At 64.2% G+C, this 25,193-nt stretch carries 15 protein-coding genes; 7 read left to right on the forward strand and 8 right to left on the reverse strand.

The genetic code is table 11. The features are described from left to right. Positions 1-81 precede the first annotated feature (81 nt). Positions 82-3,849: a YhdP family protein gene (locus A3AI_RS0108875; protein WP_024515250.1), complete on the reverse strand. Its 3,768-nt coding sequence runs from the start codon at positions 3,847-3,849 to the stop codon at positions 82-84. Positions 3,850-4,055: 206 nt separating this feature from the next. On the opposite strand from A3AI_RS0108875, the gene A3AI_RS46105 reads away from it, so the two are divergent. Genes A3AI_RS46105 through A3AI_RS0108885 form a run of 3 tightly spaced genes read left to right on the forward strand, consistent with a single transcriptional unit; the run spans position 4,056 to position 6,331 of the window. Beyond that, the gene (locus A3AI_RS46105) at positions 4,056-4,760 is read left to right on the forward strand and encodes a peroxiredoxin (RefSeq protein WP_024515251.1); all 705 of its coding nucleotides are present in this window, start codon (positions 4,056-4,058) and stop codon (positions 4,758-4,760) included. Positions 4,761-4,775: 15 nt separating this feature from the next. Then, the gene (locus A3AI_RS48705; protein WP_198030100.1) at positions 4,776-5,072 is read left to right on the forward strand and encodes a hypothetical protein; all 297 of its coding nucleotides are present in this window, start codon (positions 4,776-4,778) and stop codon (positions 5,070-5,072) included. After that, positions 4,961-6,331: a M23 family metallopeptidase gene (locus A3AI_RS0108885; RefSeq protein WP_024515252.1), complete on the forward strand. Its 1,371-nt coding sequence runs from the start codon at positions 4,961-4,963 to the stop codon at positions 6,329-6,331. Before A3AI_RS48705 ends, A3AI_RS0108885 begins: the two co-directional genes overlap by 112 nt. A 163-nt stretch (positions 6,332-6,494) precedes the next feature. Here A3AI_RS0108885 and A3AI_RS0108890 read toward each other — a convergent pair whose 3' ends face one another. Continuing rightward, positions 6,495-7,730, reverse strand: a complete 1,236-nt coding sequence (locus A3AI_RS0108890; protein WP_024515253.1) for an ABC transporter substrate-binding protein — start codon at positions 7,728-7,730, stop codon at positions 6,495-6,497. A 235-nt stretch (positions 7,731-7,965) separates the two neighbouring features. Between A3AI_RS0108890 and A3AI_RS0108895 the strand changes: the two genes are divergently transcribed. After that, complete coding sequence (locus tag A3AI_RS0108895) at positions 7,966-10,056, forward strand: carbamoyltransferase C-terminal domain-containing protein (protein ID WP_024515254.1); 2,091 nt, start codon at positions 7,966-7,968, stop codon at positions 10,054-10,056. Here the strand turns inward: A3AI_RS0108895 and A3AI_RS0108900 are convergent. The 5 genes from A3AI_RS0108900 to A3AI_RS0108920 all read right to left on the reverse strand — a co-directional run bounded on the left by A3AI_RS0108900 (position 10,035) and on the right by A3AI_RS0108920 (position 17,430). Then, positions 10,035-11,267 carry an NAD(P)/FAD-dependent oxidoreductase gene (locus tag A3AI_RS0108900; protein WP_024515255.1) on the reverse strand — a complete coding sequence of 411 codons (1,233 nt, stop codon included), beginning with the start codon at positions 11,265-11,267 and terminating at the stop codon, positions 10,035-10,037. The genes A3AI_RS0108895 and A3AI_RS0108900 overlap by 22 nt on opposite strands. Before the next feature lie 49 nt (positions 11,268-11,316). Next, entirely contained in the window at positions 11,317-12,192 is an 876-nt protein-coding gene (locus tag A3AI_RS0108905) for an NAD(P)-dependent oxidoreductase (RefSeq protein WP_024515256.1), read from the reverse strand. A gap of 3 nt (positions 12,193-12,195) precedes the next feature. Next, a protein-coding gene (gene prfB, locus A3AI_RS0108910; protein WP_156927695.1) for a peptide chain release factor 2 occupies positions 12,196-13,327 on the reverse strand; the annotation gives its coding sequence in 2 pieces (ribosomal slippage) (positions 12,196-13,257 and positions 13,259-13,327; 1,131 coding nt in all). A gap of 121 nt (positions 13,328-13,448) precedes the next feature. Further along, positions 13,449-15,953 carry a penicillin-binding protein 1A gene (locus A3AI_RS0108915; protein WP_024515258.1) on the reverse strand — a complete coding sequence of 835 codons (2,505 nt, stop codon included), beginning with the start codon at positions 15,951-15,953 and terminating at the stop codon, positions 13,449-13,451. 187 nt (positions 15,954-16,140) lie between these two features. Further along, on the reverse strand, positions 16,141-17,430 hold the full coding sequence (locus tag A3AI_RS0108920; protein WP_024515259.1) for an N-acetylmuramoyl-L-alanine amidase: 1,290 nt from the start codon (positions 17,428-17,430) through the stop codon (positions 16,141-16,143). 696 nt (positions 17,431-18,126) lie between these two features. Between A3AI_RS0108920 and A3AI_RS0108925 the strand changes: the two genes are divergently transcribed. Continuing rightward, positions 18,127-21,267 carry an Rne/Rng family ribonuclease gene (locus tag A3AI_RS0108925; RefSeq protein WP_024515260.1) on the forward strand — a complete coding sequence of 1,047 codons (3,141 nt, stop codon included), beginning with the start codon at positions 18,127-18,129 and terminating at the stop codon, positions 21,265-21,267. 145 nt (positions 21,268-21,412) lie between these two features. Here A3AI_RS0108925 and A3AI_RS0108930 read toward each other — a convergent pair whose 3' ends face one another. Next, positions 21,413-22,600: a pyridoxal phosphate-dependent aminotransferase gene (locus tag A3AI_RS0108930; RefSeq protein ID WP_024515261.1), complete on the reverse strand. Its 1,188-nt coding sequence runs from the start codon at positions 22,598-22,600 to the stop codon at positions 21,413-21,415. Positions 22,601-22,774: 174 nt separating this feature from the next. Here A3AI_RS0108930 and A3AI_RS0108935 point away from each other — a divergent pair, with 174 nt between their 5' ends. Then, positions 22,775-24,184, forward strand: coding sequence for a M48 family metalloprotease (locus tag A3AI_RS0108935; protein ID WP_024515262.1), 1,410 nt, complete (start codon positions 22,775-22,777; stop codon positions 24,182-24,184). A 94-nt stretch (positions 24,185-24,278) separates the two neighbouring features. Further along, positions 24,279-25,034: a DsbA family protein gene (locus A3AI_RS0108940; RefSeq protein WP_024515263.1), complete on the forward strand. Its 756-nt coding sequence runs from the start codon at positions 24,279-24,281 to the stop codon at positions 25,032-25,034. Positions 25,035-25,193: the final 159 nt, after the last annotated feature.

A 25,193-nucleotide genomic window follows, 5' to 3' on the forward strand; every position in this document is an offset into this window, starting at 1 on the left:
GCATGTTTTTCATGCAGCGTGCCACGCTGGCGCGACGATGCCAAGCTCATGGAACGCGTTTTCCGGCCTTAGCCAAAAGGCTCAGTTGTTCGGCGGGAGTTCGATCTGGTTCTGCTGCTTGCCGGTGTTGAATTCCATGATCTTGCGCGTCACGCCGGGGAAGATCGCCGAGATCGGATTGACGCGCAGCACCGGTGCGCTCGGGCTACCGACCACTTCATAGGTGATGGCAAACAGGCCTTCATTGTTACCGTTGCCGAGGACGAGGCCAAGTACGGGGATCTGGCCAAAAATGTTGTTAACTCCAAAGAGCGGCACGAAGGTGCCACTCATACGCACCTGGTTGGTGTTGTAGTCCAGCGTACCCTCGATGGTGCCGCCGATCGCCGGGCCCTTCGCGACGCCTTCGCGTACCGTGAGCTGGCCGTTCTGGCGGCTGAACTCGGCGCGAAGGCGCGAGAAGAAGATTCCGTTCTGGATACCGCCCGGACCGCCGGCCGCGATACGGTCAAGCGAGGCCTCGCCCTTCACTGTGAAGTCGCGCACATTCAACAGGCCTTCCTTGGCACTCGGCTCGATCGTCGGCGGATCCATGGCGAGGGACAGCTGACCACCGACCACCTTCGAATACATGTCGTTGAAGCGGAAGAATGCGCCGGCGTCGTTAGTCTCGAGATAGATCACGTCGCGCCCGAACCCGCCTTGGCCGCGCGGTCTGAGTTCCGCGGTCAACGGCGCATCCTTCCCGATCTTGCCGTTGAGCGCAAAGGTCCTGATCACGCCGCCCTTGCGGACGAATTTCAGGTCGACGCTCCGGATCGCCTCGCCGTTATAGCCCGCGACGGCACCGAGCTTGAGATCGACATCGAGGTCGATGTTCTTCATCTTGCTCTTGCTGTCGTCCTTGCCCGAGCCCGAGATTGCAGACTTGAGGAAGCCGCGGCCGTCGAAAACGTCACCGCGCATCACGACCTTCACCACGCCGTCAGGTCCGCGCTCGGCCTTCAGCGACGTCTTGTCGCTTTCGGAAGGTGAATAGGTCGGGAAATTGGCGTTCAGGAGATCGCCGTTCTGGTCGACTTCCAGCGCCCCCTTGATCGAGGCGCCACCGCCCTCGATGACGATGTCCTCGAACCGCGTCGATTGCGCCTTGGGAATGAGGTTGAAGGTGGCCTTGCCGGATTTGCCCGCTGCTTTCACCCAGCCGGGCAGGATGTTGTCGAGCTTGAGCGCGGTGAGGTCGGCCTCGATTCCCATCTTGCTGTCGCGATCGGGGCCGCCGATCTTGCCGGTCAGCTTGATCGGGATCGCGCCACTCACGGCGGAACCGAGATCAAGCCCAAGGCGCGCGCGACCCGCATCATCGAGCGTCGCCTGCAACTTGATGTCGGCATCGCCGTCCGCCGGCTTCTTGTAATCCAGCGAGGCCGCCTGGCCGTTGATCTTGACGTCGCCCTTGACCTGGTAGCCCTGGTTGTTGGCCGTGATCTTCAGCGCATTGGCCTCGAGCTTCTGGTTCATCACCAGCTTGTCGGCAGCAAAACCGTTGAGATCGGCGGCGACCGCATATGTCGTGTCGGCCTTGGTCAGTTCGCCCTTGACCGGCACGCCGAGATTGATGGTGGCCGAGAACGTGCCCTTGCTGGTGTTCGGATCGATCGGCATCGAGGCGAGATCGCTCAGCCGGTCGGATGAGAGGACCTCGGCCGCGGCCGGCACCGGCCCGTCGATCTTCAGCTTGACGCGCGCGGGCGGCGGCTTTGGATGGGTATCGGGGACCTCGAAGATGAAGTCCGAGAGCGTGAGCTTGCGCCCGGTGTTCGTATCCGCGATCCCCTGCCCGATCGTCACCGTCGCAGTGCGGCCGGTGACGTGCGCCTTCAGGTCCGCATCATGCACCGACGGCAGGCCGTCCACCGGACGCACCGTCACGCCACTCGCGACGATATTGACGGACAGGCCATCGTCGGGGATCGGCGGTCCCTTGCGCGGCAGGTTTTTCACCGCGGTGTTGACGCCGATCTCGACGCGCTGCAGCTGCCCGCGCTCGATCCGATCGATCACCCATTCGCGCACCTCCGGCACGATCAGGATCGGCCAGATCCGCTTCAGGTTGGACGCCGACATCGGCGTGCCCGCAAAGCCCAGCGTCAGCTGGGGCTCGCCGGAATAGTCGATCGAACCGCTGCCGGCGACGCCGACCTCGCCATTGCTGATATCGGCCTGCGTGAGCACCACCCGCTTGTGGTCGGTGTCGAAGCGGAACGCGATCGAGATACGGTTGAAGATCAGCGGCGGCTCGTTGTCGATGCCGCCGAGCAGGATGGTGCCGCCGGAAAAGCCGAGCTGCCAGTCGTTGACGATGTCGTTCGGCGGCTCGAGATGGGCGAGCAGCGTGACGCGGTTGGCGCCGGAAACAACCTTGAAGGGGGCGACCAGCACGCGTCGGGCCGCGTCCCACTCGACGTTCAGCTCCATCGAATCGATCGCCATCGGGTAATCCGGTGTGTCGCTGTCGATGATGGTGCCGCTTCCGGCGACGAGCTTGCCGCGGAAGAAGGTCGGCATGCCGTCGCGCCCGATCTCGCCCTTCAACTCACCCGAGAGTGGCAGGTCGGCGCTATAGGTCAGATCTTTGACGCGCAGGGCGAGGAGAATGTTGCTGGTGGAGACCTTGTCGGCGCGGATGTCGACACTGCGCACGCCGTTCTCGGCCGGTCCGACCGTCACGCGCAACGACCAGGGATGCGTTCCGTCCTCGCCCAGGCTGAATGCGACGCCGCCGCCGAGCGGTCGGCGCAGGCTGAGGCTGATGTTGTCGAAATTCCATTTGTTGCCGCGCTGCTGGTCGTCGACCACGAGGCTGCCGTTCTTCAGGCCGATCTCGTTGAGGTTCTGCCCGTCGAGTCCGGTCAGGCTCAGGCTGTCGAGCCAATCGAGGCCGGCAAGCAGGCCGCCACTGCCGCCAGCCTGCGGCGCGGCTGGCACCGGGGGAATGACCGCCGTCGGTGCCACACCCGGCGGGGCCGGAACCGGTGCTGCGCCCACCACCCGCTTGGCGACGCCCGTTGCAAGCGGCTTTGCGGTATCGCCGGCGGACACGGTGACATAACCGTCGGGCGTGATCCGCACCGCGAGCACCGCGTCGACCAGATTGAGACTTTCGGCACGCAGCCGTCCCATGAACAGGGCCGCGCCCGATAGCCGCACCTCGGCCTTGGGCGCGCTGGCGACGATCGCATGGTCGCGATCGCGCACGACGATGTCACGGATGCGCACTGCGATACGGATGCGGCCGGCGCGTTCGATCTGCGTGCCGCCGACCTCGACGGTGTTGCCGTTGCCGATGTTCTGCTCGATTGCCTCGGCAAGCCAAGGCGTAGCCATGTCGAGATTGATGGGGCCCGCGCCGAGCCGCCACCACAAGCCGCCAAAGCAAGCCGCGAACAGGAAGATCAGCGCCGCGGTGACGACGGCAAGCCGCCGCACCCAGCGTTCACCGACAAGCCAATGCTGCACGGCCGCGAACCGATCACCGAACCGATGAAAGCCGAGGTTCGAACGCGACAATAGCTGCCGCGCCTGGTGGCCGGTCGCCTCGTCCTGGTCGCGCTCCCACGCCGGATCGTCCCAGTGCAACTGTTGCACGGTGGCAGCGGGCGAACCGGAAGTCCGCTTCGATCCGGGCTTCGAGGAGTCCTTGAGTTGCCCCCGGTTGTCCGTCCCTTGAGGCGACATAGTCCTGGCCATTGCCTCTCGGTGGGTCGTCTCTCGGTGTTGGCGTTCACTGCAGGATGGCTCGCCGCCTTGGCGCCCGTTGACGGGTAACGCGCGCTCCTGTGGCAGCATGGTTGCCCATCCTCGATTAATCCAGTTGCCCGTCATCAATCCCCAAAGAGAAGCTATCCTACGAGCAGTCGGGGACGCGTCGAATTCCTTGTCACCATACTCCGGTGCCGTCAGATTTGCCCGGCCAAAGGCGCGATTCCAGGAGTTCGGGCAAGTCCCGCAATAGTCCAATGATTGATCCGCCGAAAGCGACGAAAGGAAGGCGTATGTCCAAGAAATCGCGCAAGAAATCCTCCAAATCGGCCTCCTCCGGTAAAGCCCGGGCAAAAACAGCGGCAGAGGCTGGAACAAACCTGCGACAAACGCTCAAGCCTGCGGCACGCAAATCGGCAACGAAAGCAAGCAACGGACTATCGCATAAGGCCGCATCAAAACCGTTAAAGGCCGCCAAGGCGAAGACAGCCCCCAAACCGGCCGCCAAGACCGAATCACCAGCCGGCAATTCGCGTGTCCTCGCCGAGGGCGCCAAGGCACCCGCGTTCCGACTGCCGCGCGACGGTGGCGAGGTGGTTTCGTTGTCGGACTTCGCCGGCAAGAAATTGGTGCTGTTCTTTTATCCCCGAGCCAACACCCCCGGCTGCACCAAGGAGGCAATGGACTTCACTCGCCTGTCCGGCGCGTTCGCGGACTCGGGAACCGCGGTCCTCGGCGTCTCCGCTGACTCCCAGAAGGCGCAGGAGTCGTTTCGCGACAAGCACAAGCTCGACGTTCCTCTGATCTCCGATGAGAAACATGAGATGCTGGAGGCCTATGGCGCCTGGGGCGAAAAATCCTTGTACGGCAGGATCTTCCTCGGGATCATTCGGACCACGGTTCTGATCGGCGCCGACGGGCTCGTGAAGCGGATCTGGCGTCATGTGAAGGTCGACGGCCATGCTGAGGCCGTCTTGGAGGCCGCACGATCAATCTAGAGCATGATCCGAATAGTGCAGCGGCTTTCCGAGATGATCATGCTTCCAAAAAAAATCTCAAAGCGACGGCGATACCCGCCTGATCGCATCCCGCTTTACTCCGAGAAATACCGTTTCCGGAAAATTAACCATGGCCAGGTCAAATCGCTTCCACGTTTTTCTGCCGTACGGATGTTCTTCCGACCGGCGCGGGAGTGCCGATTTTGCACCGGTCTGGTCAATATTCCCAATACCGTCAACACCATCCGCACAATCATGGCAGGACGCTCAAGCGTCAGCCGCAGCCCCAGCACGGTGCTGCGTCGCCGGTAGCGGCAGCGGACAGCGAGAACGGCTACACCCTCGTCCATGCTGGAAAGCGCGTCCGATTCGGTCCCGTGGCGTTCTGGACCGTGGTCGGCACGGTCACGCTGCTCGGCCTCTGGTCGGCCGCAACCGCAACTTACTTCGCGTTCCGCGACGACGTGCTGACGCGACTCATCGCGCGGCAGACCGAGATGCAGAACGCCTATGAGGACCGTATCTCCGAGCTACGCGCCAAGGTCGACCGCACCACCAGCCGGCAATTGCTCGACCAGGAACAGTTCGACAAGAAACTCGATCAGATCATGCGCCGGCAGACCGCGCTGGAAGCGCGTGCCACCGCGCTCGGCGCGATGCCCGATGTCACGGGATCGATCAGGCCGTCAGCGCCGACGCGCGGTGCCTCGCCTGCGGATGCGCCGACAGCTACGCCGAAGCCCTCGCCGATCAGCGACACCGTGATCTTCGTTGCGCCGCCGGACCGCGAGGCGCGGCTGGAATCGCGCACGCCTGTCGTCAGCGGTGCTGCGCCGAGCCAGTTCGCGAAGAACGGTGGCCTCGACAATGTGCTGGTTCGGCTGGAGCAGTCGCTGGACCAGGTCGAGACCCGCCAGATGGCGGCACTGAACTCCTATGAGGACGGCATGGAATCGCGGGTGCGGCGCATGCGCGGCATCATTGGCGATCTCGGGCTCGACATGGCGCATCTCGAAGCGGCCACGCCGCGCGCGCCGATGGGCGGCCCGTTCATTCCGGTCAAACTGCCGCCGAATGCAGGCTCTTTCGAGCGCCAGCTCTACCGCATCAACATCACGCGTGCCCAGATGGACCGGCTGACCCGGACGCTGGCGCTCGTGCCCTATCGCAAGCCTGTCGTCGGCGAGGTCGAGTTCACCTCTGGTTTCGGCGTGCGCGTCGATCCGTTTGTCGGCCGGCCCGCCATGCACACCGGGCTCGATTTCCGCGCCCAGACTGGCGATCCCGTCCGTGCCACCGCCAACGGCAAGGTGGTGAACTCCAGCTGGGCCGGTGGCTATGGCCGCATGGTGGAGATCGACCATGGCAACGGGCTGTCCACGCGCTACGGCCACTTGTCGGAGATCAACGTCAAGGTCGGCGAGTATGTGAAGATCGGACAGGTGATCGGCGCCGTCGGCTCGACTGGACGTTCGACCGGTCCGCATCTGCACTACGAAACGCGCATTGATGGCGAAGCGGTGGATCCGCAGAAGTTCTTGCGCGCCGGCGTTCGCCTGGCGGCCGGTTAGCCCAAGCCAACCATCCCATCAGTCTTGGACGATCCACCAACGCCCGCAATGCGGGCGTATTCTTTTTTGACGGCGGTAGAGCGTTCTCGAGCGAAGTCGAGCCAGTCATGGCAGGCCCGGCCGCGCACGGGACATGACGATCGCGGCCGCCGACGCGTAGCCCTCAATGGCTCGCGTCGTGGCCGACTTCGCCGGTGATGACGTCGCCGAACAGCTCCCAGCTCTCGCCATTGAACCGCATCAACTGCATCTGCTCGATCGGAAAATAATCGTCGGGCGAGGTGTTGACGGTGATGCCCGGCAGCAGCATGTCGCTGGTGAAGTTCTTGAGGTTCGCGGCCTGTTTCATGACATTCTCTCGTGTGAGAACGTCGCCGCATTGCTTCAGGACCTGCACCATTGCCTGCGATTCCACATATGCATAGGCGTTGTTAGCGTTGGCCTTGTCGCCGTCGGGATAATACTTGTCCATGAAGGCACGCCACTTCTGCACCCCCGGGTCATCCTTCCAGCGAGCATCCGTCGGATCCTTGACATAGACGGTCGAGATAATCCCCTTCGAATTGTCCAGGCCGGCGGGCTTGAGCACCGAGGCAATGGTGGTTGCGGTGTTGGCGAGGAAGAATTTCGGCTTCCAGCCGAGTTCGCCGACCTTGCGGATGGCCTGCGCGGAGCCTTTTGGCGCGGCCCAGGAGAAAAAGATATCCGCTCCGGAATCGTGCAGCGTCACGATCTGGGAGTCAATCGAAGGATCGCTCACCTCATAGGACTTGTCGGCGATGATCATGTTGACCTTGTCGCCTAATCCGTCCTTCAGCCCCTTGAACTGGTCGCGGCCCGCATCGTCATTCTGCCAGAACACGGCGATCTTGCTGTCCGGATAATGTCCCAGGATGTACTTCGCATAGATGCGCCCCTCGCTCTGGTAGTTCGGCTGAAATCCCATGGTCCAGGGAAAGTTCTTGGGATCGCCGAATTTGGTCCCACCGGACGCGACAAAGAGCTGCGGCACCTTCTTGGCGTTCATGTATTTTTGGATCGCGGAATTTGACGGGGTCCCGAGTGACTGGAAGATCAGGAGCACCTCGTCGCTCTCGACCAGCTTGCGCGCCTGCTCGATCGCCTTGGGCGGGCTGTAGGCGTCGTCATAGGAGATGAAATTGATCTTGCGCCCGTTGATGCCGCCCTCGGCATTGACCATGTTGAAATAAGCGGCTTCCGTCTTGCCAATGACGCCATACGAAGACGCCGGGCCGCTATAGGGCATGATATTGCCGATCTTGATCTCGGTGTCGCTGGCGCCGGGATCGTATTTCTTCTCGGCGTGGACCGCGCCGGCCGCAACGCACAACGCCCCGGCCGCAGCCCAGGCAACAAGGTTCCTGACACACCCGGGCATCGCAATCTCCCCTTTGCTTTGTTTTGCCGACCAGTCTTGCAAGGTCCGTCCCGGCTGGCAAGTGCGGCTTATGTCGGAGTTTTCGAAACGGCATTGTTGGGCGCGGACATTTGTGTTTGATGCAGGACCGAAACAGGGGATTTTGGGTTTGGCACTTGAGAGGCGAGTTGGCCCGCGACATCCGAGGCTTGGTCGAGCGGGATTCCATTTTGCGCGCTGGCTTGCCAAGCTCACCATGGGGGCTGCGGGTATTCATCAGCTCGACTCCAGCCATGCGAAGGCACAATTGTCGCTCGCGCGCCAAAAGCTCGCCCACGGCGAGACGCTTTATATCGCCGGTCTCGGCCTGCCGGGCACCCACAACTCCGGTGTGGCGCTGGTCGAGGTGACGCAGGCGACCGGGCCGCGGCTCATCCTGAACAATGAAGAGGAGCGCTTTTCCGGCAACAAGCATACGAGCGAATTTCCGCAAGGGTCGCTTCGGGCGATGGCGGCGTCGCTACGCGCCAGAGGGCTCGACGTCACCGACATTTTCGCCTGGGTGACGTCATGGGACTATCCGACGCTCGCCGGCACCATCTTCCGCACCGTGCTTGAGGAGCTGCCGCAAAGCTTGAAACTGATGCGCACGCTCGAAGCGACCGGCTTCGACGGTCGCAGGCTCGACCAGATGACCCGCACGTCGAAGATTGTCGCGCGTCAATTTGGCCTCGCCGCGCCCGTGCCGCTGATCGCATTGCCGCATCACGACAATCACGCCTGGTTCTCCTACGCCGCCTCCCCTTTTGCGGATGACGGCGAGCCGGTAGCGATTGCCGTGCTCGACGGCACCGGCGATCTCGGCTCGGTCTCGCTCTATGTCGCGCAAGGCGGCGCGATGCGGCGGCTTTATTGCAACGAGAACATGTTCGACTCGTTAGGGGCCTTCTACAGCGTGATCTCCTCCACCCAAGGCGGCTGGACCTGGCTCTCCAGCGAGGGCCGCTACATGGGCGCTGCCGCCTGGGGCGACATGAACCGCGCCAGCAATCCCTATTATGCACGGCTGCGCGAGGTGCTGCAGTTCGAGCCGAATGGCGAGGTGAAACTCAACCGCGCGCTGGCAAACTGGCATTGCGACCCGTTCCAGAATCCGTACAAGCGCGCGCTGATTGATATCCTGGGCGAGCCGCTCAAGCCGGAGCAGCTCTGGAATCCTGACGCCGTGCTCCGGGTCGAGGACATCAAGCATCGGCCGGACACGCAGGATCGTCTCGACAAGGCGGCCGCAACCCAACTCGTGTTCGAGGACGCCATGATCCATGTGGTGGATCATCTGTTGCGGCAGACCGGTGCGCAGCGGCTGGTGCTGACCGGCGGCGTCGCGCTCAACGCGCTCGGCAATATGCGGCTGCTCGAGCATTTTGATGAGGCCTGGTTTGCCAACAACCAGGGTCGCAAGGCGCGGCTGCACCTGTGGGTGCCGCCGGTGCCGGGCGATGCCGGCGTCACCATCGGTGCGGCCTGGCTGTTCGCCCATCTCGCCGGCGCGCCGCGCGGTGCGCCGCTGACGCATGCATTCTATTGCGGCGAGCCGCCGGCGCGCGCCGAGATCGAGACCGCGCTTGCCGCCGACGATGTCGCCTCACAACAGGTCGGCGAGGTCTCGACGCAGCAGGGCTGCGCGGAGATTGCCGACCTGATGGCGTTCATGGTGGCAAACGATGGCGTGATCGCGCTCTACCAGGGCGCGGCGGAAACCGGCCCACGCGCGCTTGGCCATCGCTCCATTCTCGCCAATCCCTGCGATCCGGACGCGCGCGAGAAGCTCAACGAGCGCGTCAAATATCGCGAGGCAATCCGCCCCCTCGCGCCAATGGCAACGCTCGAAGGCGCACGGCAATATTTTGAGCTGGAAGACGGCGCGTCCGACTCCGATTATAACGCCTACAATTACATGGTGCTAACCGCGCATTCGAAGCCAGGGGCGCGCGACAAGATTCCGGCGGTGATTCACGCCGACGGCACCGGCCGCCTCCAGATCGTGCGCGAGGCGGATGATCCCCTCACCTACGCCTATCTGAAGTCGCTCGGTCGCCGCATCGGCGTGGAGATGTCGGTGAACACCTCATTCAATGTCGCAGGTCCCATCGCGCAGACGCCGCAGCAGGCGATCGACACGCTGCGCCGCTCCAAGGGGCTGGATGCCGTGCTCCTGGTCGCAGGCGACGGCGCGGTCCATGCCGCCTGGCACGGCGGTGCGCGCGACAGCGGCCGGTTCACGGGCTGGCTCGCCGAATGGAAGGCTGGGCGCGCGGCACCTGATCAGAGCCGATCCGGGCGATAGGGAGAGGGATCGACGATCGGCGGCTCGCCGCTCATCAATTCGGCGACCAGTCGTCCCGTGGTCGGGCCGAGCGTAAAGCCCTGATGGCCATGTCCGAAGTTGAGCCACAGACCTTCGTGGCGCGCGGTCCGGCCGATGACCGGCAGCATGTCGGGCATGCACGGCCTTGTGCCGAACCACGGTTCGGGCTCGACCTGGCGGCCAAGGTCGATGAGCTTGCGCGCAGCCTGCTCGGCATAGGTCAACTGGACGGGATCGGACTTGCCGTCGGGCGAGGTCAGTTCGGCGCCGGTCGTGATGCGCACGCCGTTCTGCATCGGCGCCATGACATAGCCGTTCGCGGCATCGCGTAACGGCAGATCGAGCGGGCCGCCACCCGCATAGTGACGGTGATAGCCGCGCTTGCGCACCATCGAAATGCGATAGCCGAACCGCTTCAACAGCTCCGGCGACCACGGCCCCATCGCGACCACGACGGCCTCGGATTCGATCTCGCCAGTTTCGGTGACGACTGACCAGCCGTTATGACATTGCCGCAGCGTTTGCGCCTCGCCGCGCAGAATGCTGCCGCCCGAGCGCGTGAAGAGATCGGCATAGGCTGAGACCAAGGCGCCCGGGCTCGACACCGTCCACGGGTCCTGCCAGTGCAGCCCGCCTACGCCGCCTTCGGTGAGCGCCGGTTCGGCCTGTTGCAGCTCGCGCGACGTCAGAACGCTGAACTTGACCCCATAGGCCTCGCGCAAGGCTTCGGCCGCCGCAGCCTCAGCATCGAACATCGCCTGCTCTCGATGCAGGACGCGAAAGCCGTTGCGGCGGACGAGATTGCCGGCCCCGGACTCCAGGATCAGACGTTCATGCTCGCCTACGGCCTGAGCGATAATTTCGGCATAGGCGGCAGACGCACGCGCATGCGCCGTTGGAAACGAGTTCCACCAATAGCGGAACAGCGGCCCGACTTGATCGGGCAGCGAGGCCACATGATAGCGCACGTCATTGGTGCGACCTGTCGCGATCTTCAAAAGCTCGCGCCAGCTATGCGGCATCGGATAGGGCCGCAGCGCCTCGCTCTGAATGATCCCGGCATTGCCATAGCTGGTCTCGCGACCGGGCTCCTTGCGGTCAACCAGCGCGACCGACCAGCCGCGCTTCTGCAAATGCACTGCCGTGGCCACGCCGACCATGCCGGCGCCGAGAACGATCGCGCTTTTCATCACCGAAGCCTGCCCGTCTGCTTTATTTTTCCTCGGTGATTACGATCATCTAGCCCTTTGGCCGCGAGACGATCTCGATCATCTTGGCTTCGTCATCGTCAGGTGCGACAGCCTTGGCGCGTGCATAGACATCCACGGCGGCGCGGCCCATCAACGGCTTCTCCGCGAGCAGGCTTTCCGCCAGCGCAACCGCGTAGGCCGCATCCTTGTGACGCAGCGCCGACGTAAACGTCGCGCCGGCGAAATTGCGCGCGACCATGCGCTTGGAATGGCGGATCACCTGCGGGCTCGCGGCAACCCCGGTCTCGACGGCTTCCAGCACAAGCTTCATATCGAGGCCCGCCTGCTCCGCAATCGCAAGGCCCTCGGCGATGCCGGCGATCTGGATCGCGCCCATCAGGTTGTTGATCAGCTTGTAGACGGTGCCGGAGCCGACGGCGCCGAAATGGCGAATGGTCGATCCGATCGGTTCAAGGAACGGCCGTGCTTTTTCGAGATCGGCGGCGTCGGCACCGACCAGAAGCGTCAGCTTGCCGCCGGCAGCAGCATCCGGCAGGCCGGTGACCGGGCAATCGACGTAGATCAGACCGCGGCCGTTGAGCTCGCGCCCCATCTCGCGGGCGTGCTGATAGGACACCGTGGAGCATTCGATCGCGAGCGTGCCGGCTTTCATCGTCATCGCCGCGCCGTCCGTTCCGAGCCAGACCGCGCGCGAGGCCTCGTCATCGGCGACCATGGTCACCACGGCATCGGCGTCGATCGCGGCATCCGCTGGCGAGCTCGCCCATCGCGCGCCGCGCATGATCAGATCCTCGGCCTTGGCACGGCTCCGATTCCACACCGCGACCGAAAAGCCGGCATCCAGATAGCGGCCGGCCATGCCGTGCCCCATCCTCCCGAGACCGATGAATGCGACATGCGGCATGGCTTAGTCCACGTCCTCGACCTCGCCAGGCGCTTCGCCGAAGGCGCGTTGCGCGAGCGCTGCCGCCATGAACTCGTCGAGGTCACCATCAAGCACGCCTGAGGTGTCGGAGGTCTGCACGCCCGTGCGCAGGTCTTTCACCATCTGATAGGGCTGCAGCACGTAAGAGCGGATCTGATGACCCCAGCCGATGTCGGTCTTGGCGGCCTGGTCGGCCGCCGCCTTCTCCTCACGCTTTTTCAGCTCGATCTCGTAGAGCCGGGCCCGCAGCATGTCCCAGGCCTGGGCGCGGTTCTTGTGCTGGGAGCGGCCAGCCTGGCACACCACCGCGATGCCTGTCGGGATGTGCGTCAGCCGAACCGCAGACTCGGTCTTGTTGACGTGCTGTCCACCGGCGCCGCCGGACCGCATGGTATCGGTGCGGACGTCGGATTCCTTGATCTCGATCTTGATGGAGTCGTCGATCACGGGGAAAATCTGCACCGACGAGAACGAGGTGTGGCGCCGCGCGTTGGAATCGAACGGAGAGATGCGCACCAGGCGGTGCACTCCGGCCTCCGTCTTCAGCCAGCCATAGGCGTTGTGGCCGCTGATCTGCAGCGTGGCCGACTTGATGCCGGCCTCTTCACCTTGCGACTCCTCAAGGAATTCGACCTTGAAGCCGTGCTTTTCCGCCCAGCGCGTATACATGCGCAAGAGCATCTGCGCCCAGTCCTGGCTCTCGGTGCCCCCAGCGCCGGCATGGACTTCGAGATAGGAATCGAAACGGTCGGCCTCGCCACCGAGCAACGCTTCGAGCTCGCGCCGCGCCACGTCCTTTTTCAGGGCCTTCAGCGCGTCCTCGGCTTCCTTGACGACGCCGGCATCGTTCTCGGCCTCGCCGAGCTCGATCATGTCGGTATTGTCCTGAAGCTCTCGTTCGACCTTGCCGATGCCGGACAGCGCATCCTCCAGCGAGGTTCGCTCCTGCATCAGCTTCTGGGCTTTTTGCGGATCGTTCCAGAGATTGGGATCCTCGGCGAGCTTGTTCAGCTCAGCCAGTCGTGCCGTCGATTGTTCGACGTCAAAGATGCCTCCTCAGCAGCCCGACTGACTGCTTGATCTCTTCTACCAACCGTTCGACTTCGGCGCGCATGGTCTTCTCTCTAACGGACAGCTTGGGCCAGCCCGAATAATGCTGCTGTCGATGTAACGGCGCGGCGCGCAAAGCGCAATCGCGCAAAGCGCCGCGATCAACTGCCAGGCGACCGAATTTTCTAGTAAAGCCCGCCGGTGCCCGGCCGCATGATGTTGCCGGCGTCCGGTGTCACCCCTTGCGGAACCATGGTGCGGTTGCCGTCGGCATCGGCTACACCGATCACGCTGTAATTGTCAGGCGGCGCCGTGCCCGGCTTGAAGGCTTCCAGAATCGTTCGACCGGAGTCGCCGGGACCGGCGCGCATGCCGGACTTGGCGTCGACGCGGATCAGCTTGATGCCGGCCGGAACCTTGAACGGAATCGCTGCCTTGTCGGCGAGCGCAAGCTTCAAGAAATCGCGCGCGATCGGCGCGGCCAGGTGACCGCCGGTGGCCGCGTTGCCCCTGCCCAGCGGACGCGGCTTGTCATAGCCCATATAGATGCCGACCGCGATATCGGGCGAGAAGCCCACGAACCAGGCGTCCTTGGCCTCGTTGGTGGTGCCGGTCTTGCCGGCGATCGGCTTGCCGACCTCTTTCACCGCAGTAGCGGTACCGGCCTGCACCACACCCTCGAGCATCGAGGTGATCTGATAGGCGGTCATGGAATCCAGTACCTGTTCGCGACGGTCGACGAGCTGCGGCTCGGGCTGGTTCTTCCAGCCATCCGGCACGTCGCAGCCGCGGCATTCGCGGGCGTCGTGCTTGTAGATGGTGTGGCCGTAGCGATCCTGGATGCGATCGATCAGGGTCGGCTTCACGCGCCGGCCGCCGTTGGCGATCATGGAGTAGGCCGTGACCATGCGCAGCGCCGTGGTCTCGCCAGCGCCGAGCGCGTAGGAGAGATAGTTCGGCAGCTCGTCATAGACGCCGAAGCGGCGCGCATATTCGCTGATCAAGGGCATGCCGATGTCCTGCGCGAGCCGCACCGTCACCGTGTTCAGCGACAGCCGAAGCGCATTGCGAAGCGTGGTCGGCCCCTGATATTTTCCGTTGGAGAAGTTTTCCGGCCGCCAGACTCCGCCGCCCTGCCCCTGATCGATCTCGATCGGCGCGTCGATCACCTGGGTCGAGGGCGTATAGCCATTATCGAGCGCTGCTGAATAGACGATCGGCTTGAACGACGAGCCGGGCTGCCGATAGGCCTGCGTGGCGCGATTGAACTGGCTCTGGTCGAAGGAGAAGCCGCCGACCATGGCGAGCACGCGCCCGGTCCAGGGATCCATCACCACCATGGCGCCCGAGACTTCCGGCACCTGCCGCAGCCTGTATTGGCCCTCGACCGGATTGCCATCCTTGAAGAGCGGATCGGCGTAGACCACGTCGCCCGGCTGCAGCACCTGCGACACCGCCGTGGGCGTCTTGCCCTTGAACGCGCCATAGGTGGGCCTGGCCCATCGCACGCCGTCGAGCGTGACGATGCCGGTCTCGCGCTGCTTGGAGATTGCGCCGCCGAGCTCGCGGCCTGGCTGGAAGCCGATGCGCGCGGACTGTTCGCTGGTCTCGAGCACGACCGCCATCCGCCATGGCGAGATGTCGGACAGCGCCTTGATGTCGGCGAGCTTCACGCCCCAGTCGCCGGAGATGTCGAGCTTGGAGATCGCACCGCGATAACCCTGCTGCTCATCATAATTGACAAGGCCGGCGACCATGGTCTTGCGCGCCTCCAGCTGGATCTTCGGATCCAGCGTGGTGCGCACCGACAGGCCGCCCTCATAGAGCTTCTTCTCGCCATACCGCTCGAAGATGTCGCGACGCACTTCCTCGGCGAAATATTCACCGGCGAAGATGTGCGCGGAGGTGGGATGGCTGGTGACAGTCAGCGGCGATTTGCGGGCCTTGTCGGCGTCCGCCACACTGATCCAACCGTTCTCCTGCAGGCGGTCGATCACATAATTGCGCCGCTCGACCGCACGATCGTGGTTGCGCACCGGATGCAGCGCCCCGGGCATCTTCGGCAACGCCGCGAGATAAGCCGCTTCCGCGACGGTGAGCTCGTTCACCGACTTGTCGAAATAGACCAGCGAGGCCGCGGCAATGCCGTAGGCGCCAAGGCCGAGATAGATTTCGTTCAGATAGAGCTCGAGGATCTTGTCCTTGGAATAGGTGCGCTCAAGCCGCATCGCGAGCAGCGCTTCCTTGATCTTGCGGCTGAAGGACACCTCGTTGGTGAAGAAGAAATTCTTCGCGACCTGCTGGGTGATCGTGGAGGCGCCCTGCGGACGCCTGTTGGAGCCGTAGTTCTGGGCATAGAGGATCGCGGCGCGCGCCATGCCGGTGTAATCGATGCCGCCATGCTCATAGAAGTTCTTGTCCTCGGCCGCGAGGAAAGCGTTGATCACGAGCTTTGGCACCGCCTGGATCGGTAGATAGAGCCTGCGTTCCTTGGCGTATTCGGCGAGCAGCGAGCCATCGGCCGCGTGCACGCGCGTCATCACCGGCGGCTCATAATCCTGCAACTGCGAATAGTCCGGCAAATCCTGGGAGAAATGCCAGATCAGCCCGGCGACGCCAGCCACGCCCACGAGGAACACGACCGTTCCGGCGGCGAACAGGAAACCCAGGAACCGCACCAGCAAGCGCATGCTAAATCAATCCGCTCCAACCCATGCGCCGTGATTGTCTTTGGCGCTTTTCAAAAAAGGACGTTCCGGCGTTCCTTCGGGCCGGCTACATTTGTCGGCGAGGCCGGAACCTTTCAAAACGATTCCCGGCGCCCCGCACCTATACGTCCGCCGCTGTGGCCAAACTAGGGCTTAAGGCAATCTCTCCTTAGTTCGACGGACCTGCGGTGGCCAGCCGCTTGGCCAGAAAGGCGTCGATTGCCTGAGCCATCGACGCCGCCGTCTTGCTGCGCCAGCCATCTGAAACCAGATGCTCCATGTCGCCCTTGTTGGACACATAGCCGAGTTCGACCAGCACGGAAGGCACGTCCGGAGCTTTCAGCACCCGAAAGCCTGCCGACTTCAGCGGGTTCTTGTGCATCCGCGTGGAGGTCTTCATCTCTCCCATCAACGTTCGCGCAAAGCGATTTGAAAAGGTGCGGGTTTCCCGCTGCGCCAGGTCGATCAGGATGTCGGCCACGTCAGTCGGCTCGTCGGTCAGATTGACCCCGCCGATGGCGTCTGCCCGGTTTTCCGCGTCAGCCAGGCGCTGGGCTTCGGCGTCGGAGGCCTTGTCGGACAGGGTGTAAATGGTCGCGCCCTGTGCATCGCCCTCGCCTTTGGGCAGCGCGTCGGCATGAATCGAGACGAACAGCGCGGCCTTCTCGTCATGAGCGATTTTCACCCGGTCATTCAGGGGAATGAAAGTGTCGTCGGATCGGGTCATCACCACCCGGTATTTGCCGCTCTTCTCCAGGCGGTCGCGCAGGGCAATGCCGAAGGCCAGCACGACGTTCTTTTCTGCCTCGCTACCCGACTGGGTACCGTTGTCGACCCCGCCATGGCCGGGATCGACTACGACAACCGGCCTGGGATCGACAGGCTGCGCCGGTTTGGCGGCAGGCACGGTCTGTGGCGGAGTGATCAAGGGCGGCGCATCGGGGACCGCGGGCTTCAGTGCAAGGGCGGCGTCCTGGTTCAGGGCCTCGGTGAAGGCCGCCTGATCAACCTCTTCCAATTCAAGCACTAACCGCGCCGGCTGGCCGTTGGCGGCCTCCATCATCTTGGCGCTGGTAATGCGCACCGGGCCGGTGAGGTCGAACACGAATCGGGAGCCACCCGGCATCACCATGCCGTATCGGAACGCCCGGACCAAGCCGCGCCCGTTGACACCAACCCCCGTTGGCAGGCGGAAACTCACCTGCCCCATGTCCAGGACCACCCGGTAGGGGTTGGGCAGCGCAAAAGCACGGAAGGCGACCGGCTTGTCGAGATCCAGGACGAATCGGGTCTGCTTGGTATCGCCCGCCAGGCGCGCATCCGACACGATCGGAAGGCTTGGGGCGGTCATCGGCGCCTGCTCGTCGGCGCGCGCCGGCCCGGTGCCGGCGCACGACAATGCTGCGGCGCACAATAGCGCGCGGCCTAGCAAAAGGCCCTGTTTTGTGCCGCTAGTCACTGAATCCCTCGCCTCCGAACAGGCCTTTTAGCGCAATAGAACCACAGGGTTAACGGCGCCCTAATGTTGATTGCGTGAATAAAACGGAGTGTGGCAGGCATATGACGCTCTCCCGACGCTCCCTTGCGCGGGGGCGCCAATCCACGTATGTAACACGTGCTGACGGCCATTTACTGCCAGTTGTGTCGCGTTCAGCCGCCCGTGTGGCGCCGGAACCTTAAATTTTTAAGATTCCAGCGTTTTCCACTCTCCGTAAAGCCAGCGCGTGCCGCGCGGCCGATCGGAGACGTGGTTCTCAAGCCCGAGCGGCCTTCAGTCCCAGGCGCGTTTGTTTTGGGGACAGCGGCATAGCCAGATACCGGGGCCCCCGACAAGGGCCTCATCCGAAGGTGAGCGCCTGAAAGCGCCATCGAACGGCCTTCAGCAACCGACCAGGCGGCCAATTCTGCCGCCAACTGTTCCAGACGGGCCGACGCTTGATGCGCCAGACTGTAATGCCGACCAAAGCTAGCGGAAGACCCGCGCCGATGCGGAGCCAAGGCTCCGTCCGTCGCTTTCCTTCGCGAGGCTCGGCAGGGCGCCCCGGGTTGCGTTTCGGCCTTCCCCTCACCCCCGAATCAGGTGGACCGTCGCGTCACCCGGCGGCGCGGCATGCGCTTCCCTTGACCCACGCGCCCCGCCTTCAAGAGTTTAAAGATGCCGAACAAAATGTTGATCGATGCCACCCACCCGGAAGAGACCCGGGTTGTCGTGGTCCGCGGCAATCGCGTCGAGGAGTTTGATTTCGAGACCGCCCAGCGCAAGCAGCTGCGCGGCAATATCTACCTCGCGAAAGTCACGCGGGTCGAACCGTCGCTGCAGGCGGCCTTTGTCGAATATGGCGGCAATCGCCACGGCTTCCTGGCCTTCAGCGAAATCCACCCCGATTACTACCAGATCCCAGTCGCCGACCGGCAGGCGCTGATCGAGGCCGAGGAACGCGCCCATCGCGAGGCCGAGGAAGAGACCGAGAATCGTTCCAGCCGCCGCCGCTCGCGCCACCGCAACATGCGCCGCCGCGGCCATGGCGACCGTGTCCGCAGCGCGGTGGTCGAAGCCGCTGAGGCGCCGGCCAATGGCGAAGCACCGGTCGTCGAGCACAGCGAACATCAGGATGCTGCACATTACGACGCTGAACACACCCTGCCCGAACATGGCTACGACGAGGCCGGCGAGCATCCGACGCCGCCACTGTCGATCGCGGCGGAACTCGGCGCGCATGCCCACGACGACGAAGGCATTGATGATCACGGTCACGACGAAGATCACCACGGCCACGAAGGCCATGACGATGAGCATATCGAGCACGAAGCGCATGACGCCGTAGGCGGAACCGGCGTTCCGCCGCCACTTCCCGAAGTTCCGGCTTCGCTCGCCGCAGTCGCCCCCGACGTGCTTGAATCGCCTGATGTCCGCGAGGTCCACGACCACACCAAGAACGAGGTCGAGACCCTCGAGCACGGCGAGGCCGTGTCCGTGACCTCCGACGTCCACACCGACGAACCTGCCGCCGGCGAGGATCACGCCGCGCCGGTGGGTGAACAGCACGCAGCCCCCGTGGGCGACGACACCGATGAGGATGACGAGGACGGCGAGGACACCGAGGAAGAAGATCTCGTCGAATCCGTCGGCGGTGACGATGTGCTGGAAGAGGTGCCGGAGCGCTCGTTCCGTCCGCGCCGTCAGTATAAGATCCAGGAAGTCATCAAGCGCCGGCAGGTCATGCTGGTGCAGGTCGTCAAGGAAGAGCGCGGCAACAAGGGCGCGGCGCTGACCACCTATCTGTCGCTCGCCGGCCGCTATGCCGTCTTGATGCCCAACACCGCGCGGGGCGGCGGCATCAGCCGCAAGATTACCTCCGCACAGGACCGTTCACGCCTGAAGGAAGTGGTGCAGGATCTCGACGTGCCCGAGGGCATGGGCATCATCCTGCGCACCGCGGGCGCCTCGCGCACCCCGCCGGAGATCAAGCGCGACTTCGAATATCTGATCCGGCTGTGGGAGACGGTGCGCGACACCACGCTGAAATCGCAGGCGCCGACCCTGGTCTATGAAGAGGGCTCGCTGATCAAGCGCTCGCTGCGCGATCTCTACAACAAGGAGATCGACGAGATCCTGGTCGCCGGCGAGGCCGGCTACCGCGAGGCGCATGACTTCATGAAGATGCTGATGCCGACCAATGTGAGGGCGGTGAAGCAGTATCGCGACGGTCAGCCGCTGTTCTCCCGCATGGGGGTGGAGAGCCAGCTGGATGCGATGTTCTCTCCCGTCGTGCAGTTGCGCTCCGGCGGCTACATCGTAATCAACCAGACCGAGGCGCTGGTCTCGATCGACGTGAATTCCGGCCGCGCCACCCGTGAGCACCACATCGAGGACACCGCGCTGAAGACGAATCTGGAGGCGGCCGAGGAGGTCGCGCGCCAACTTCGCCTGCGTGACCTGGCCGGCCTCATCGTCATCGACTTCATCGACATGGACGAGAAGCGCAACAACCGCGCGGTCGAGCGCAAGCTCTCCGACTGCCTGCGGCAGGATCGCGCGCGCATCCAGGTCGGCCGCATCTCGCATTTCGGCCTTCTCGAGATGTCGCGCCAGCGCATCCGCGCCAGCGTGCTGGAGAGCTCGACCGAGCCCTGCCCGCAATGCGGCGGCACCGGTCATGTACGCTCGGTCTCCTCGGTCGCGCTGCAGCTGTTGCGCGGGCTCGAAGAGACCCTGATGAAGGGCGCGACCCACAATCTCGTGGTCCGCACCCGCACCGACGTGGCGCTCTATGTGCTCAATCACAAGCGCGGCCACCTGCGCGACCTCGAGAACAGCTTCAAGGTCACGCTCGCGGTCATCGCCGATCCCTCCGTCAGCGGCCAGCAATCCTACATCATCGACCGCGGCGAGCAGGTGCACACGTTGGAGGCCGCCAAGGCGCTGCTTGCGGCGCAGGCGGCTGCCTCTCCACCGCCCGCGGCGGACGAGGCTTACGACGACGACGAGGCCTTCGATATCGAGAGCGAATCCGAGGTCGAGACCGAGGAGACCGAAGGGCTTACCGAGGAAGCCTCAGCCGAGGGCGACGGTCAGCGCCGCAAGCGGCGCCGGCGCCGGCGTGGCCGCGGCGAGGCCCGCGAGGCGGCTCAGGCTCAAGACTCCCCGCGCGAGGAGCAGGAGGGTCTTGCGGCCGAGCAGCGACCGATGTCCGAGGGCCAGGGAGCAGGCGCGTTCGAAGAGGCCGAGGGCGACGACGAGGAATCCGAGGACATTGCGGGCGTGGCGCGAGCTGATCAGCCTCCGGGCGAACGGCGGCCGCGCCGTCGTGGCCGTCGCGGTGGACGCCGCCGACGTGGTGGCGGAGGCGCGGACAGTGCCTTGGACGAAGGATTGGCCGGCTCGATCAGCGACGAGTTCGTGCCGCTGCCGACGCCCGAAGTAACCGAGGCGGTCGCGGATTTCGACGGCGATGGCGCCCCGCCGAGCGCACCCGAGGCTTTGCCCGAGCCGGTTACCCCGGCGGCGGCGCAGCCGATCACGACTTTCAGCGAGCCCGAGGTGGCGAGCGCACCTCAGGCCGAAGCCGAACACTCGGAAAAGGCGCCGCGGCGCTCCACGGTGCGCGAGAAGGTCAGCTTCCTGTCTGCCGCTCAGCCGGAAGCGGCACCCGCGCCGGTCGCGGTGAGCGAGGCCGAGCCGCAGCCCACCCCGGTCGAGGCGGAGCCGTCGGTGGCGCAACCGGCCGAGCCGGCCGCAGAAGCCGGCCCGCGTCGCGCCGGCTGGTGGTCGCGTCGCTTCGGCAACCGCGAATAATCGCGATAATAATGTAAGCAATCGAACCAAAGCCGCCCGGCAAAGCCGGGCGGTTTCTTGCTCGATTTGCTCTCGTCATTCCGGGGCGCGAATCCGGAATCTACAGCCTTGTGGGCGTACGCGCCGGCGAAGGCCGTAAAACGACTCAGCCCAACCAGCACGCGATCCGCGCCACCGCTTCCCGCATGTCGTCGGCCGAGCGGGCGTAGGAAAAGCGGATGAAGTTGCGGCCATGGATGGGATCGAAGTCGATGCCGGGGGTCGCCGCGACATGGGCCTCCTCCAGCATGGTCTTGGCAAAGGCGTAGCTGTCGGCAGTGAAGTCGGAGACGTCGGCATAGAGATAGAAGGCGCCGTCGGCGGGCAGGAATTTGGTGAGCCCCGCTCGCGGCAGCCCCTCGATCAGGATGCGGCGGTTCTCCACATAACCGCGCTTGACCGCCTCCATCTCCTGTCGCCCGTCGAAGGCGGCTTCGGCCGCGAGCTGCGACAGGGTCGGCACCGAAATGGCGAGATTCTGCTGCAGCCGCTCGATCGGGCGCACCAGCGCCTCCGGCACCACCATCCAGCCGACCCGCCAGCCGGTCATGCAGAAATACTTCGAGAACGAGTTGATGACGAGCGCATACGGCGAGAGCTCGGCCGCGGTCACCGCGGGAAAGGCATAGTCGAGACCATGATAGATCTCGTCGGAAATGAAGCGGATCCCCGCGCCCTCGGCCGCCGCGATCAACCCGGTCAGCGTGTCCCGCGACATCATGGTACCGGTCGGATTGGCCGGGCTGCCCACCAGGACGCCCTTCAGCGGCGCCTTGCGGTGGGCGGCGAGCAGCGCCTCGCCGGTCAGAGCATGCCTCGTGTCGCCCGAAGTTTCGATCAACACCGGCTCGCAGCCGAGCGCGGTCAGGATATGGCGGTAAGGCGGATAACCGGGCACCGTGACCGCGACGCGGTCACCGGGCGCGAACATCGCCAGAAACCCCAGGATGAACGCGCCGGAGGAGCCCGTGGTAACCACGATACGCCCCACGTCAACGTCGCAAGCATAGGCTTCTCGGTAATGACGGGCGATGCGCTCGCGCAAGGAAAGGACGCCGAGCGCCGATGTGTAATCGATTCGCGCCGCATCGAGCGCCCGGCGGGCCGCGGCAATCGCAGTTTTCGGCGCGGGCGCGGCGGGTTGGCCGACCTCCATGTGAATCACATGGCCGCCAGCGGCCTCGATGCGCTCGGCCGCGGCCATCACGTCCATCACCATGAACGGCGGGACGTCGCTGCGCGCGGAGGCTGCCTTCAGGAGTTCCAGGTGATCTCGCACTGTCGCGTCGCGCATCGATATCTGCTATTTCGGTTCAAACCGGAACAGGCATCCCATTACCAGTGAGGGGTGCCCCAGACTAGCCGCATTCGGCGGTTTGTTAGGGCATAGCCGGTATCGGGCCCGTCGCCAATCGCCAAAACTGAACACTAGAATCCAACCCTAATCCGCATCATCAAAGACCGCGCAATGCTGCTCCGCCTAACACTCCGGAAGAAGACGACTGGTCTTGTGGCCGCAATCGTCGCTGCGGCGCTTTCGCTCGCCCCGGTTGCGCCTGCTTTTGCGCAGGAGCAGAGCAAGGGCCCGTCGACCCTGCGCGACACCGAGACCGAGCAGCTGTTGCGCGAGTACACGCGGCCGATCCTGCGGGTTGCGGGGCTTGAAAAGCAGAACATCAATGTCGTGATCATCAACGACAGCTCCTTCAACGCCTTCGTCGCCGACGGCCGCCGCATCTTCGTCAATTACGGGGCAATCATGCAGTCGGAGACGCCGAACCAGCTGATCGGCGTGCTCGCGCACGAAACCGGCCACTTGGCCGGCGGGCATCTGTCCAAGATGCGCGAGGAACTGGCGCGGGCTCAGACCGGCATGATCATCGCGATGCTGCTCGGCGCCGGCGCCATGGTGGCTGGTGCGCGCGGCGGCGCCAATAACGGCCTCGCCAATGCGGGCGCGGCGGCCGTCGTGGGTCCTCAGTCAATGATCCAGCGGTCCTTGCTCTCCTACCAGCGCCAGCAGGAGGACCAGGCCGACCGCGCCGGCGTCAAGTTTCTGACCGCGACCGGTCAGTCCGCGAAGGGCATGTACGAGACCTTCAAGCGCTTCACCAGCGACAGCCTGTTCGCCGCGCGCGGCGCCGATCCCTATTTGCAGTCCCACCCGATGCCCGCCGAGCGTGTCGCGGCGCTGGAGGGGGTTGCCCGCGCGAGCCCCTATTGGGACAAGAAGGATCCACCCGAGCTGCAATTCCGGCACGACATGGTGCGTGCCAAGATCTCGGCTTTCATGGAGCGGTCGGACACCGTCTATCGCCGCTATCCGCCGTCGAACACCAGCCTGCCGGCGCGCTATGCGCGGGCGATCGCGTCCTATCTGCACGGCGATCCACGCAGCGCCGCGACCCAGATCGAGGGCTTGATCCAGGCGCAGCCCAACAACCCCTACTTCCACGAGCTGCTTGGCCAGGCACTGCTGGAAGGCGGTCATCCGGCGGAGGCGATCGCACCGCTGCGCAAGGCTGTGCAGCTCTCGGGCAACGCACCGCTCATCGAGATGTTACTGGGGCAAGCGTTGGTCGCCACCGAGAACAAGGCCTATACTGACGAGGCGATTTCCATCCTGCGTGCGGCGGTCGGACGCGAGGGCGAGGCGCCGCTCGGCTTTACCCAGCTCGCCATGGCCTATGGCCGAAAGGGAGACTATGCGGAGGCCGACCTCGCTTCCGCCCAGGCCGCTTACCTGCGCGGCGACAACAAGACCGCACGCGAGCTCGCCTCGCGGGCGAAAACACGTTTCGCGATCGGCACGCCCGGGTGGGTCAAGGCCGACGACATTGTCTCGGCCAAGCCGCTGCCGGGCCAGAAAAGCAACTGACAATACTCGTCCTAATCCCGCTGAGATACTGAAAGACAAAGTACGGTTGCTGGACGTTTCAGGACACCGGCTTTCACGCAAAAAGGATCTGCAAATGCGTTTCTACCGTTCGTTCGTCCCTGCCCTGCTCGCTCTCGCATTCTGCGGCGCGCCGGCCTCGGCCCAGAGTTTCAACGACGCCCAGCGCAGCGACATTGAAGGCATCATCAGGAACTATCTCGTCACCCACCCCGAGGTGCTTGAGGAGGCGATGAACGAATTGTCCAAGCGCCAGGCGGCCGCGGACCAGGCCAAGCATGAGGCGATGATCACGCAGAATGCGGATACGATCTTCAACTCGCCGCGCGGCGTGACGCTTGGCAACAAGGACGGCGACGTCACCTTTGTCGAGTTCTTCGACTACAATTGCGGCTACTGCAAGCGTGCGATGGCCGACATGCTCGACCTCATGAAGAGTGATCCGAAGCTCAAGGTCGTGCTGAAGGAATTTCCGGTCTTGAGCGAAGGCTCGGTGGAGGCGGCGAAGGTCGCGATCGCCGCACGCATGCAAGACCCAAAGAAGTATCTCGACTTCCACACCAAGCTGCTTGGCGGCCGCGGCCCCGCGGACAAGGCGCGCGCCATGGCCGTCGCCAAGGATGCGGGCTACGACACCGCGCGCATCGAGAAGGACATGGCAAGCCCCGAGGTCAGGGCGACGATCGAGGAGAACATGAAGCTTGCCGAGGAGATGGGCCTCAACGGCACGCCGAGCTACGTGATCGGCAAGCAGATCGTGGTCGGCGCCGTCGGGCTCGACGGCTTGAAGGAGAAGATCGGCATTGCGCGGTGCGGCAAGGCCACCTGCTGAAGTACGACGCGAGACCGTCAAGGCCACGAAAGGGGCGGCTGAATTGCAGCCGGCCCTTTTTCATTTTGGTCTCTCATTTTGTTCCTGCGCGCCCAGAAAAAAACGAGGCAGCTGGAGCAGGAACCTCTCAACGCGCCTGCTGTTGACGGCGCGGGCAAT

It is taken from the genome of Bradyrhizobium sp. Tv2a-2 (genome assembly GCF_000472425.1).
GTDB lineage: Bacteria > Pseudomonadota > Alphaproteobacteria > Rhizobiales > Xanthobacteraceae > Bradyrhizobium.

Bases quoted from the DNA above. Each gene is read 5' to 3' on its own strand.
- A3AI_RS0108875 (WP_024515250.1), bottom strand. From the start codon at position 3,849: ATGCTGCCACAGGAGCGCGCGTTACCCGTCAACGGGCGCCAAGGCGGC.
- A3AI_RS46105 (WP_024515251.1), top strand. From the start codon at position 4,056: ATGTCCAAGAAATCGCGCAAGAAATCCTCCAAATCGGCCTCCTCCGGT.
- A3AI_RS0108890 (WP_024515253.1), bottom strand. From the start codon at position 7,730: ATGCCCGGGTGTGTCAGGAACCTTGTTGCCTGGGCTGCGGCCGGGGCG.
- A3AI_RS0108895 (WP_024515254.1), top strand. From the start codon at position 7,966: ATGGGGGCTGCGGGTATTCATCAGCTCGACTCCAGCCATGCGAAGGCA.
- A3AI_RS0108900 (WP_024515255.1), bottom strand. From the start codon at position 11,267: ATGAAAAGCGCGATCGTTCTCGGCGCCGGCATGGTCGGCGTGGCCACG.
- A3AI_RS0108905 (WP_024515256.1), bottom strand. From the start codon at position 12,192: ATGCCGCATGTCGCATTCATCGGTCTCGGGAGGATGGGGCACGGCATG.
- A3AI_RS0108915 (WP_024515258.1), bottom strand. From the start codon at position 15,953: ATGCGCTTGCTGGTGCGGTTCCTGGGTTTCCTGTTCGCCGCCGGAACG.
- A3AI_RS0108925 (WP_024515260.1), top strand. From the start codon at position 18,127: ATGCCGAACAAAATGTTGATCGATGCCACCCACCCGGAAGAGACCCGG.
- A3AI_RS0108930 (WP_024515261.1), bottom strand. From the start codon at position 22,600: ATGCGCGACGCGACAGTGCGAGATCACCTGGAACTCCTGAAGGCAGCC.
- A3AI_RS0108935 (WP_024515262.1), top strand. From the start codon at position 22,775: ATGCTGCTCCGCCTAACACTCCGGAAGAAGACGACTGGTCTTGTGGCC.
- A3AI_RS0108940 (WP_024515263.1), top strand. From the start codon at position 24,279: ATGCGTTTCTACCGTTCGTTCGTCCCTGCCCTGCTCGCTCTCGCATTC.